At 53.7% G+C, this 12,285-nt stretch carries 10 protein-coding genes; 6 read left to right on the top strand and 4 right to left on the bottom strand.

The window, feature by feature from the left end:
• The first annotated feature begins 176 nt into the window (after window positions 1–176).
• Window positions 177–1,838: a recombinase family protein gene (locus tag J3348_RS04565; RefSeq protein WP_242702877.1), complete on the top strand. Its 1,662-nt coding sequence runs from the start codon at window positions 177–179 to the stop codon at window positions 1,836–1,838.
• A gap of 159 nt (window positions 1,839–1,997) precedes the next feature.
• On the opposite strand, the gene J3348_RS04560 is transcribed toward J3348_RS04565, so the two are convergent.
• On the bottom strand, window positions 1,998–3,398 hold the full coding sequence (locus J3348_RS04560; RefSeq protein ID WP_207698419.1) for an MATE family efflux transporter: 1,401 nt from the start codon (window positions 3,396–3,398) through the stop codon (window positions 1,998–2,000).
• Window positions 3,399–3,794: 396 nt separating this feature from the next.
• Between J3348_RS04560 and J3348_RS04555 the strand changes: the two genes are divergently transcribed.
• The 5 genes from J3348_RS04555 to J3348_RS04535 all read left to right on the top strand — a co-directional run bounded on the left by J3348_RS04555 (window position 3,795) and on the right by J3348_RS04535 (window position 9,354).
• Window positions 3,795–4,298 carry a CarD family transcriptional regulator gene (locus J3348_RS04555; RefSeq protein WP_207698418.1) on the top strand — a complete coding sequence of 168 codons (504 nt, stop codon included), beginning with the start codon at window positions 3,795–3,797 and terminating at the stop codon, window positions 4,296–4,298.
• 193 nt (window positions 4,299–4,491) lie between these two features.
• Window positions 4,492–5,829 (top strand): potassium transporter TrkG, encoded by a 1,338-nt coding sequence (locus tag J3348_RS04550; protein WP_207698417.1) that lies wholly within the window; start codon window positions 4,492–4,494, stop codon window positions 5,827–5,829.
• Window positions 5,830–5,840: 11 nt separating this feature from the next.
• A complete protein-coding gene (locus J3348_RS04545; protein ID WP_097779996.1) occupies window positions 5,841–6,488 on the top strand; it encodes a TrkA family potassium uptake protein in 648 nt (215 codons plus the stop codon).
• A gap of 279 nt (window positions 6,489–6,767) precedes the next feature.
• The gene (locus J3348_RS04540) at window positions 6,768–8,651 is read left to right on the top strand and encodes a DUF4118 domain-containing protein (RefSeq protein WP_207698555.1); all 1,884 of its coding nucleotides are present in this window, start codon (window positions 6,768–6,770) and stop codon (window positions 8,649–8,651) included.
• On the top strand, window positions 8,644–9,354 hold the full coding sequence (locus J3348_RS04535; protein WP_005943328.1) for a response regulator transcription factor: 711 nt from the start codon (window positions 8,644–8,646) through the stop codon (window positions 9,352–9,354). The genes J3348_RS04540 and J3348_RS04535 overlap by 8 nt, the downstream gene beginning before the upstream one ends.
• A 217-nt stretch (window positions 9,355–9,571) precedes the next feature.
• On the opposite strand, the gene J3348_RS04530 is transcribed toward J3348_RS04535, so the two are convergent.
• From J3348_RS04530 to J3348_RS04520, 3 genes are read right to left on the bottom strand one after another with little or no spacing between them, the layout of a single operon-like run.
• Window positions 9,572–10,294: an ABC transporter ATP-binding protein gene (locus tag J3348_RS04530; RefSeq protein WP_097775012.1), complete on the bottom strand. Its 723-nt coding sequence runs from the start codon at window positions 10,292–10,294 to the stop codon at window positions 9,572–9,574.
• Window positions 10,287–11,129, bottom strand: coding sequence for an ABC transporter ATP-binding protein (locus J3348_RS04525; RefSeq protein WP_207698416.1), 843 nt, complete (start codon window positions 11,127–11,129; stop codon window positions 10,287–10,289). The genes J3348_RS04530 and J3348_RS04525 overlap by 8 nt, the downstream gene beginning before the upstream one ends.
• Window positions 11,126–12,280: a branched-chain amino acid ABC transporter permease gene (locus J3348_RS04520; RefSeq protein ID WP_242702876.1), complete on the bottom strand. Its 1,155-nt coding sequence runs from the start codon at window positions 12,278–12,280 to the stop codon at window positions 11,126–11,128. Before J3348_RS04520 ends, J3348_RS04525 begins: the two co-directional genes overlap by 4 nt.
• Between the last annotated feature and the right edge of the window lie 5 nt (window positions 12,281–12,285).

The following is a 12,285-nucleotide window of genomic DNA, read 5'->3' as shown; positions in this document are numbered from 1 at the left end:
AGAACCATGGAATGTGAATATTTTGCTTTCATAGGAGTTCATGTTTTTTACTGAATCTCGTGAAAAGCGTATAAAAAGCTTGCAATCATCTGTAAAATGTGGTATATCCATTATACGAAACATTGCTTTAAAAGAACACTCCACCGTTCAATGATGTGTAAAGTGAGGTGCCTGCCATGACCGCCGTGATCTATGCCCGCTATTCATCGGATAACCAGCGCGAAGAATCCATTGAAGGCCAGATTCGTGAATGCACTGCCTATGCGGAAAAGAACGGCATCACCATCGTCAAGCACTACATTGACCGTGCTATCTCTGCCAAGACGGACAACCGCCCGGAGTTTCAGCAGATGATTAAGGACAGTGACAAGAAGCTGTTTGACATCGTGCTGGTCTGGAAGTTGGATCGTTTTGCCCGGAACCGCTACGACAGTGCCCGGTACAAGACCCAGCTGAAGAAGAACGGTGTCAAGCTCATGTCTGCCACCGAGATCATCTCCGAGGGACCGGAGGGCATCATTCTGGAATCGGTGCTGGAAGGTTATGCCGAGTATTATTCCGCTGACCTGTCTGAAAAGGTCATTCGTGGCATGACCGAAAACGCACTGAAGGGAAAGTTCACTGGCGGTGCCATTCCCTTTGGCTACATCATCAACGCAGACCACCGCTTTGAAATCGACCCGTTGACTGCTCCCTTTGTGGCAGAAATCTTCCAGCGGTACAACGATGGCCAGACCATGCGGGAAATTCGGGATTGGCTGAACGAAAAGGGCGTCAAGAACCAGCGTGGCGGGCTGATGACCTTCAACACCATTCAGCATATGCTGAACAATCGCCGCTACATCGGGGAGCTGAAATATCGTGATGTTTTGATTCCCGATGCGATTCCCTCCATTGTGTCCGCAGAGCTTTTCAACGATGTGCAGGAAAAGATCGCCAAAAACAAAAAAGCCCCTGCCCGTAGAAAGGCAGAGGATGACTACCTGCTCACCACCAAGCTGTTCTGCGGCTACTGTGGGGCGTTGATGTTTGGCGAAAGCGGCACAAGCCGGACGGGTGAAGTCCACCGCTACTATAAATGTGCCACTGCCAAAAAGCACAAGGGCTGCAAGAAAAAGACCGTCCGCAAACAGTGGCTGGAAGATCTGGTGGTCAACCAGACCATGCAGCTTGTGAAAGACGATGCCGCTATGGAATCCATCATCGCCAAGGTGATGGAACTGCAAAACAAGGAGAATACCAACATTCCCCTTTATAAAAAGCAGCTCCGGGATGCAGAATCCGGTATCCAGAATATGCTCAATGCGATTCAGGCCGGTATCCTGACCAGCTCCACCAAGGAGCGGTTGGAGCAGCTGGAAGAAACCAAGCGTGAGCTTGAAGCACGCATTGCGGAAGAAAAGCTGGCGAAGCCGAAAGTGACCGAAGAATTTATCAGGTTTTGGCTGCTGCGGTTCCGTAAGCTGGACATGAGCCTGAAAGACCAGCGGCAGGCACTAGTGGATACCTTCATCAATGCGATTTACCTGTATGATGATAAGGTTTTGATAACCTTCAACTATAAAGAAGGAACACAGACCGTCACCTTTGGGGAAGCGGCAGAAGCCGCATCAAAGGGAAATGGTTCGGATTTGGATTGCTTTACTGCACCAAGAAAAACCAGTACACATTGTGTACTGGTTTTTCTTTTTCGGTGCGGAAGAGGACTTGAACAGCAACGACGACGACCGCAGCCAGCGGCTGAAACAGGGAGGAGTTGTTGGGGCCGCGTTCTGATTTTTCAAAGCCCTGCCAAGGGGCTGCAGAAAAATCAGCAAACGCAACCCGTAAGGCCCTGACCACCAGATTCCGCTGCGGTTCCCAACCTGTAGGAATGTCTACCGGGAGGCTGCCGCTGACCTGCGTAACGGAACGCAGGCGGGCGGCGTTTTGCACTATCGGCTCTGAGACTGCCGGAAATTATGAAAGACTTTCAATGGTAATGATATGTTTTTCCATTAGACTTCTCCTTTCTGGTTCAGTTCACGGTAGGTTTTGCAGATCAGATAGCCTGCAATCAGGAAGGTGAGGATATCCGACATGGGCATGGAGTACAGCACGCCGTCCAGCCCGAAGAACCGAGGCAGCAGCAGGGCAAAGCCCACGCCGAACACCACCTCACGCACCATGGACAGGGCGGTGGATTCCACTGCCTTGCCCATGGCCTGCAAAAAGATGAAGCACGCCTTGTTGACACAGGCCAGAATGATCATGCACAGGTAGATGCGGAAGGACTTCACGGCAAAGTCTGTGTAGTAGACGCTCTCGTTGGCAGCACCGAACAGGGCAATCAGCTGCCGCGGGAAGCCCTCCACCAGCACCAGCGCAACAACGCCCACGGCCGCTTCTGCCAGCAGCAGTTTTGTGAACAGTTCCTTCACACGGTCAGGCTTTTTTGCGCCCATGTTGAAACCCACTATGGGGATGCAGCCGGCCGCCATGCCCACCACGATGGAGATGACGATCTGGAAGAACTTCATCACGATGCCCACCACCGCCATGGGAATCTGGGCGTATTGCTCCTGCCCGAACACGGTGTCCAGTGTGCCGTATTTGCGGATCATGTTGTTGATGGCTGCCATAGCCGCCACAAGGCTGATCTGGGACAGAAAGCTGGTCATGCCAAGGGTCAGGGTGCGGCCGCAGATGGAGCCTTTCAGCCGGTAGTCGCCCTTTTCAGGACGGATGATCTTCATGTGCAGCAGATACCACACTGCCAGCGCTGCGGTGACCAGCTGACCGATCACAGTAGCCACCGCCGCGCCCATCATGCCCCAGCGCAAGCCGAAAATGAAAACGGGGTCCAGAATAATGTTCAGCACCGCACCTGCAAGGGTGGAGATCATGGCAAACCGTGGGTTGCCATCCGCGCGGATGATGGGGTTCATGGCCTGCCCAAACATATAAAAGGGCACGCCCAGCGTGATATAAAAGAAATACTCCTGGGAGTGGTGGTAGGTCTCGGCGTTGACCGTTCCGCCAAACATGGCGAGAATGTTGTCCGCAAAAATCAGATAGAGCGCAGCCAGCACAATGCTGCTGACCAGACACATCACCACCGCATTGCCGACGCTCCGCTTTGCCTTGGGGACCTCGTTCTGTCCAAGGCTGATACTGACAAAAGCGCAGCAGCCGTCACCGATCATCACGGCAATAGCCAGTGCCACAACCGTAAGCGGGAACACAACGGTGTTGGCGGCGTTGCCATAAGAGCCAAGATAGCTGGCGTTTGCAATAAAGATCTGGTCCACGATGTTATACAGTGCGCCGACCAGAAGCGAAATAATGCACGGGATCGCATACTTCTGCATCAGCTTGCTGATGCGCTCCGTGCCGAGAAATTGATTGGAGCTTTCCATGGGATTCACCTTACCTTTCCATTTTGGGGCAAACATTGCAGTTTGCGCTTTCAATGCCCGGACAACATCCGCAAACTGCATATCGCAAATATGCAGTTTTGTAAGTCATTTCTGCAAAAAATTGCGATAAAAAAACGGGCAGCCCTCATGCAACCGGTTTTACGCATGAGTGCTACTCGTTGTACGAAATCATTATAGCCTGCCTGTCTGGAATTTGCAAAGGCAGTTTTGCACAAGAATTGTACTGGGCATTCTGCGCAGATTGCACGAGGAAAACTTTGTGAAAGATACCCTTTGAAGCCCGCCAACCTACCGTGGTACAATAAAGTAAAGAGTAAAATTACGCTGGAAAGTCTGTTTTTGCAGCCTTTTCATACAAGGGAAAGAGGCAATACCATGTCACGGTTTCAGGCGGGAGCGCTGGTGGTCTACGGAAATCTGGGAGTGCACGAGGTGGAAGGGGTCGGGCTGCGGCGCTTTTGCGATGAGCCCGCCAGAGAGTATTACACCCTCCGGCCCTATTTTTCGGATTCCCACGACCGCAGCTATATCCCCACGGCAAAAGAGGGTGTTCTGCGCCCGGTGACCCCGGCACAGCAGGCAGCAGCCGATCTTGCACGGATCAAAGCGGAGACGCTGCCCATCCCTACGGGAATTCAGACGGCGCTGGCAGAACACTATCAGGCACTGCTGCACACCAATGATTTTTACCAGTATCTGACCCTGTTCAAGGAGCTGGGACAAAAACAGACCCAGCAGCAAAGCCGTGGCCGGAAGATCAACGCTATGGATACCTACTTCTACCAGATGGTAGAGCGCGTCCTGCGGGAGGAGCTGGCGGTGGCGTTTGGGGAATCGCAGCAGGAAGCCGGCAGGCGTCTGCTGGAGATTTTGCGCTGAAGCCGCATGGGTACTTTTTGGTGCGTATATTCAGTTCAAGGATGTTGTCGTGGTCGGCTCAATCTCCTACATTTATTATTTGGTGTTGATCGATCCATTTTAATGGAATCTTTATACTTCTACAATTTTCTTTACGGCTCTTTTATCTATTCCATGCTAATCTTTATGCACACGGATAGGTAAAGGAGCTTTTATGATTCAATATCCTCGTTACAAGCGGCACCGTTTTTCTTCTTTTCAGGTTATTATTGCAGGCTTTGCGGCAGTCGATCTGGTGGGCGCATTGCTTCTGATGCTCCCGATCGCTGCACAGCAGCGGTGCGTCACACCGTTCCATGAGGCACTGTTTACCTCCACCTCTGCCCTTTGTGTGACCGGACTTGTGGTTCAGGATACCGGCAGCTACTGGTCGGCTTTTGGGCAAAGCGTGATCCTTCTTCTGATCCAGATCGGAGGATTGGGCGTCATTACAGTGGGCGCTGCCTTTGCGCTGCTTTCCGGGCGAAAGATCTCCCTCAAGCAGCGCAGCACGATGCAGGAAGCTACTGCTGCCCCGCAGATGGGCGGCATCGTGCGGCTGACAGGCTTTATTCTGCGGATCACCGCCCTGTTTGAATTGGTCGGTGCTGCACTGTTGCTGCCGACGTTCTGCGCCGATTATGGTTTGCGCGGGATCTGGTACGCGTTGTTTCATTCCATTTCGGCGTTCTGCAATGCCGGCTTTGACCTGCTGGGAACAGAGGGGGCAAAATTTGTTTCGCTGACACGGTATGCAGGAAACCCATTGCTTACCACAGTGATCGCGGCCCTGATCGTCTTTGGCGGACTTGGCTTTCTGACATGGGAGGATATTTGTACATATCGCCTTGATTTTCACCGCTATCGGATGCAGAGCAAGGTGATCCTTGTCACAACGGCATTTCTTCTGGTACTGCCGACGCTGTACTTTTATTGCTTCGAGTTCACGGCAGGCTCTGCCCGGCAGCGCATTTTATTGTCGATGTTTCAATCCGTTACCCCCCGTACTGCCGGTTTTAACACCGCCGATCTTGCTGCGATGGGCAGCACTTCACAGGCATTGATGGTGGTTCTGATGCTGTTAGGCGGTTCGCCCGGCTCTACGGCAGGCGGCATGAAAACCACAACATTTGCCGTTCTGCTGGCCAATATGTGGGCGACCTTCCGCCGCAGAGAAGATGCCGAATTTTTCGGGCGGCGCATAGATGGTTCTGCGGTCAAGAATGCTGCCACGATCGCAGGGATGTATTTGACGCTGTTCTTCCTCGGAGCCTTTGTCATTGCTGCGGCCGAGCAGCTGCCGATGTCAGTCTGTCTGTATGAGACTGCTTCGGCTGTGGCAACGGTGGGTCTGACATTGGGCATCACGCCGCAGTTGGGCATCCTTTCGCAGGGGGTGCTGATCGCACTGATGTTTTTGGGACGTGTTGGTGGATTGACGTTGATCTATGCGGCATTTGGCAGCAGCCCTGCCCACTCTCGTCTGCCGCAGGAGAAAATCGCAATCGGATAAAGGAGACAAGTATGAAATCGATTCTTTTGATTGGGCTTGGCCGTTTTGGCCGCCATATTGCGCAGGAACTGAATGAGCTGGGTCATCAGGTCATGGCGATCGACAGCAACGAAGACCGTGTGAACGCCGTGCTTTCCTATGTGACGAATGCACAGATTGGTGACAGCACCAGCGAATACTTTCTGCGCTCCCTTGGTGTTGGCAATTTTGATGTGTGTATCGTAACCATCGGCGGCAATTTTCAAAGCTCGTTGGAAACAACATCACTGCTCAAGGAGCTGGGAGCAAAGCTTGTGGTCTCGCGTGCAGAGCGGGATGTACAAGCCAAGTTCCTGCTGCGCAACGGTGCGGATGAAGTGGTCTACCCGGAAAAGCAGCTGGCAAAGTGGGCAGCGATCCGATACAGCTCTGAACACATTCTGGATTATATCGAGCTGCAGGACGACCATGCCATCATGGAAGTGACTATTCCGCCGGAATGGATGGATCGCACGATCGGTGAAATCAATATCCGAAAAAAGTATAACATCAACATTCTTGCGCTGAAAAAAGACGGAAAGCTCGATATGAGCATTACGCCGGATACGCAGCTGTGCCGGGACGAAAGTATGCTGGTTTTGGGAAAATACGCATCGATCCAGAAGTGTTTCCGGCTCTGAAAAGATAGGACGGATCATATGGATGTCGTTTTGTTACTGATGGTTCTTGGAGTCATGTTGAGTGGTTTTTGGGCAGCAGATGCGCTGGATCACATGCGGAAGGAGATCCTTCAACAGGAAGGAAAAAGACGTGGCTGGTGGTCGTGACCATCAAATTGTGCTATACTGTGGGCAAGGCAGGTGATTTTTATGAATCAGAACGACCCACCCACTGAACATATTCTGGCGTGTCTGTCGTCCTCTCCCTCCAATGCAAAGATCGTGCGGACGGCAGCAACAATGGCAAAGGCGTTTGGAGGGACCTTTACAGCTCTGTATGTCCGGACTCCGGATTCGGATCAGATGGGAAAAGAAGACTGTCGGCGCTTGCAGCAGCACATTCGTATGGCAGAGCAGGCAGGTGCCGACATCTCTACGATCTATGGGGATGACATTCCGCAGCAGATCGCAGAGTTTGCCCGCATCTCCGGCATTACAAAAATCGTACTGGGGAGCTCCAGCGTACATCGCCGCCATTTCTGGAGTGGACCGTCACTGACTGAAAAATTGACGATGACTGCGCCTAATCTGGATATTTATATCATCCCGGATGCTTCTGCAGAGAACGGCTACGGTTCAGGACGGAAGCTGTTCACCCGTCCGCTTCTGCCGTCTGTCCGTGATCTGCTGATCACCGCAGGCATCCTGAGCTGCATCACGCTCATCGGCTTCTTTTTCCTGCAGCTGGACTTTGCGCGTTATAACATTATTATGCTCTATATGCTGGGAATGCTGTTCACCGCATTGTGTACCAGCGGTTACACCTGCGGTGTGCTGGGCTCTGTTGCCAGTGTTGCGCTGTACAATTTTTTTCTGACGGAACCGCGCCTGACATTCCATGCGTATGACCCCGGTTATCAGGTTACGTTTGCCCTGATGCTGACCTCCGCAATTATTACCTGTACGTTGACGACACGGTTGAAAGACCATGCAAAAATGTCTGCGCAGGCAGCATTCCGGACAAAAGTACTATTTGATACGAATCAGCTTTTACAGAAAGCCAAAAGTGAAGAAGAAATCTTTTCGCTGACAGCTTCCCAGCTGATGAAGCTGCTGAACCGGAGTCTGATCGTCTACCTGGAACAAAACGGAGGTCTTGGGGCAGAACAGGTTTTTGGAGTTGACGGGGAAACGGCGCAAAACATCTTTTCTGCACCGGAAGAACGGGATGCAGCAAACTGGACGTTTGCCAACAAAAAGCGTTCCGGTGCAGGCACGGATAGCTACCCGGATGCAAAGGGACTTTATCTTGCACTTCGGACCGGAGGCGGCGTGTTTGGAGTGATCGGGATCGATCTGTCCGAAAAACCGCTGGATGCCTTTGAAAACAGTGTGCTGCTTTCCATTCTGGGCGAAGGTGCGCTGGCCATCGAAAACCGCAGAAATGCGCTGGAAAAAGAGCAGGCAACCGTGCAGGCAAAAAATGAAGAGCTGCGGGCAAACCTGCTGCGCACGATCTCGCATGACCTGCGCACCCCGCTGACCTCCATTTCCGGCAATGCCAGCAATCTGCTTTCCAACGGAGAAACGCTGGATACAGAGACCCGGAACAAGATCTGCACCGATATTTTTGACGATGCACAATGGCTGATCGGTCTGGTGGAAAATCTGCTTTCCATCACCCGCATTGAAGATGGACGGATGAATCTGCAGATCTCACCGCAGCTGATGGACGAAATGATCGAAGAAGCGCTGCATCATGTCAACCGGAAAAGCTGCGAACACACCATCACAACACAGTATGGGGACGAGATCCTCTTGGTCAATGTGGATGCACGGCTGATCATGCAGGTCGTTGTCAATCTGGTGGATAACGCCATCAAATACACCCCCGTGGGCTCGGTCATTCAGATTTCGGCTTACCGGAAAGACCATCAGGTCGTAGTGGAAGTGGCAGATAACGGCCCCGGTATTCCGGATCGCGCAAAAGCACAGGTGTTCGAGATGTTTTATACCGGGCAGAGCCGCATCGCAGACAGCCACCGCAGCCTTGGCTTGGGCTTGCCCCTCTGCCGTGCAATCTTGACGGCTCACGGCGGAACATTGACCCTGCGTGACAACATTCCCAATGGCAGTGTCTTTTCCTTTGCATTGCCGCAAAGCGAGGTGAACATTCATGAATAAGCCGTCCATTCTGGTCGTAGAGGATGATGTTCCTGTACGGTGTCTGATCACAACGACCCTGAAGACCCACGGCTATAAATATCTGACTGCTTCCAATGGGGAAACGGCGATCATGATGACTACCAGCCACAATCCGGACATCATGCTGCTGGATCTTGGGCTGCCCGATATAGACGGCATCGAGGTCATCCGCAGCGTCCGCACATGGTCGAACCTGCCCATCATTGTCCTGAGTGCCCGGAGCGAAGATTCTGATAAGATCGAGGCACTGGACAACGGCGCAGACGATTATCTGACAAAGCCGTTTTCCGTGGACGAGCTGCTGGCAAGACTGCGTGTAACGCAGCGCCGATTGAATCTGCTGGCTTCTGACGGCATAAACAGTCCGGTTTTTGTCAATGGTCCTTTGAAGATCGACTTCTCGGCCGGGTGCGTCTGGCTGGGTGAGAATGAATTGCATCTGACCCCCATCGAGTACAAACTGCTGTGTGTGCTGGCGCATAATGTGGGCAAGGTGCTGACGCATACCTCCCTCACGCAGAAAGTATGGGGCAGTACGCAGGAAAATGACATTGCTTCCTTGCGAGTTTACATGGCATCCCTGCGCAAAAAATTGGAACGATACCCGGATGCGCCGCATCTGATTCAGACCCATGTTGGTGTCGGATACCGGATGCTGCGCGCAGAAAATGATGAAGCATAGAAAAAAACAGGGTGCGCCCTGCGGACGCACCCTGCAAAAGACCACAGACAAGCGATATGTACAACAGGGCGTTCCCCGTCGGGAACGCCCTGTTTTTCTTTGTTGGCAGTGTGATGAGCCTGTTCCGCCTGCCATACTGAGGCATTTTTATGCGTTATTTTTTCATGGAGCTGTTTTGCAACAGCCCCTCTCTGCCGTTAGCGGTTCTTATAAAGTTTCAGGTGCGGTCAACGCGCTTTTTGCCGAGGTATGCGGCTTTGACCTGTTCATTGGTCAGCAGTTCAGCACCCGTGCCGGAAAGGGTCAGGGTGCCGGTCTCCAGCACATAGGCGTAATCGGCCACCTTCAGGGCCATGTTGGCGTTCTGCTCGTTCAGCAGCACGGTGATGCCCTGCTGGTTCACGGTGCGGATGATATCAAAAATCTCCCGCACCACGATGGGTGCAAGGCCGAGGCTTGGCTCGTCCAGCATGAGCAGCTTCGGCTTGCTCATCAGGGCGCGGCCCACGGCCAGCATCTGCTGCTCGCCGCCGGAAAGGGTGCCGGCGCTCTGCCAGCTGCGCTCCTTCAGACGGGGGAACAGACTGTACACCCACTCAAGATCTTTCTCGGTTTCGGCCTTATCCTTGCGCAGGTATGCGCCGATCTTCAGATTTTCCAGCACAGTCAGGTCGGCAAACACCCGGCGGCCCTCCGGCGACATGGCAATGCCACTGGCCACAATCTGGTCGATGGGCTTGCCCAGCAGTTCCTGCCCGTTCCACAAAATGGAGCCGCTCTGTGCCTTTACAAGGCCGGAAATGGTGCGCATCAGGGTGGACTTGCCTGCGCCGTTGGCACCGATCAGGGTAACGATCTTGCCGTCCGGCACGTTCAGCGACACACCGCGCAAGGCCTGAATGCCGCCATAGGAAACATGTAAATCCTTGATCTCAAGCATCTTCGTCCACCCCCAGATAAGCGTCGATCACCCGCGGGTCGTTCTGCACCTCGGCGGGCGTACCCTCGGCGATCAAGCGGCCAAAGTCCAGCACATAGACCCGGTCGGAAATATCCATCACCAGATCCATGTGGTGCTCGATCATGAACACGGTCAGTCTGAAATCGGTGCGGATGCGGTCAATAAAGGCGGTCAGTTCTTCGGTCTCCTGCGGGTTCATACCGGCAGCAGGCTCATCCAGAAGCAGCAATTTTGGCTCAGTTGCCAGCGCACGGGCAATCTCAACCCGGCGCTGCAGGCCGTAGGGCAGGCCGGTAGCCAGTTCATTGCGCACATCCTCAAGGCCCAGCACATGCAGCAGCTTTTCGCACTCCTCGCGCTGGCGCTTTTCCTCGTCTGCATTCAGCCGGAAGGTAGCGCTCAGCAGGTTGGCCGAGCGGCGGCAGTGCTTGGCGATGAGCACGTTCTCAAACACGGTCTGGCTCTTCCATAGACGGATATTCTGGAAGGTGCGGGCAATACCCATCTGGGTGATCTTATCGGGCGTGGGGGCGATCATGTGGGAATACTTGCTCGCGTTCTGGCCCTTATAGAGCTTTTTCATCTTGCCGTGGGGCGTGTTCTCAATGATCTTGCGTCCCTCGAACCACACCGCGCCGTTGGTGGGCGCATACACGCCGGTGACAACGTTGAACGCGGTGGTCTTGCCGGCACCGTTGGGGCCGATGAGGGAGACGATCTGATCTTTATCCACCTTCAGGTTCAGATTATCCACAGCCACCACGCCGCCAAACTGCATCGTGGCGTTTTCAATGGTCAATACGTTTTCACTCATTTGGAACGCGCCTCCTTTTTGGCAGTTTTTGCAGTGGATGCGGGCTTTTTCTGGAACAATTCACGGTCGCCCATGATGCCCTTGCGGAAGAACAGCACCACCGCCATAATGATGATGCTGAACACCACCATGCGGAAGCCGGAACGCAGCAGCGGCACACGGAAGCCGCCGATCCAGGTCTCGTTGTCGAGGAAGCGCAGCAGCCACTCGGAGCTGGCGATGAACAGGAAGGACGCGATGATGGAACCGGACACCGAGCCAATGCCGCCAATGACCACGATCAGCAGGATCTCGTAGGTCATGCTGGATTTGAAGGTGGTGGCCTGCACGCTGGCCTGATACATGGCAAGCATTGCGCCGGAGATACCGGCAAAGAAGCTGCTGATGATAAAGCTCATGCGCTTGTGGCTGGCAAGGTTGATGCCCATGGCTTCGGCAGCGATCTCGTCATCACGGATGGCTTTGAAGGCACGGCCATAGGTGGAGTTGATGAGCAGCAGAATGATGGCGATGCAGATGCCGGAGAAGAGGAAGGGCATCACGGTCTCCAGATGCAGGGTCGTGCCGCCCAGCGAAAGGTTGAAGCTGGCAAAGCTGGTAAAGCCGTACAGAAGGTTGGAGCCGTTGGTCAGCGGGCCAAAGCCCTCGTAAACCACGGCGGCACGGATGATCTCGGCAAAGCCCAGTGTAGCAATGGCAAGATAGTCGCTTTTCAGCTTCAGCACCGGCAGGCCGATGAGGAAGGCGAACAGCGCTGCGATAAAACCGGCCAGGATCAGGCAGAACACAACACCCAGCAGCAGGCCGAAGCCGCCCAGAGGTTTGGAGAGCAGTTCCGGGATGGAGAAACCGATGCCGCCGGTTGCATAGCGCTGATAGATGGACTTCTGCGAAGCGGCGGGAATGGTGAGGATGGCGTAGGTGTAGGCACCCAGCAGCATAAAGCCTGCCTGACCCAGACTGAACAGGCCGGTAAAGCCGTTCAGCAGGTTCATGGAGACAGCCACCAGTGCATAGATGGCACCCTTGCGCAGCACGGTGAGCAGCATGGAGGGCACAAAGCTCAGGTTATCCAGTGCCAGCAGCACCACCAGCAGAGCGGCCAGCGCCAGTGCGGCCCGGAGATAGATGCGTTTTTTCTCTTGTTTCATGGTCA

Source organism: Faecalibacterium sp. Marseille-Q4896 (assembly GCF_017377615.1).
In the GTDB taxonomy this organism is placed as follows: Bacteria; Bacillota; Clostridia; order Oscillospirales; family Ruminococcaceae; genus Faecalibacterium; species Faecalibacterium taiwanense.
Note: the sequence above shows the minus strand (reverse complement) of the source record. Positions and strands in the feature narration are given on the sequence as shown.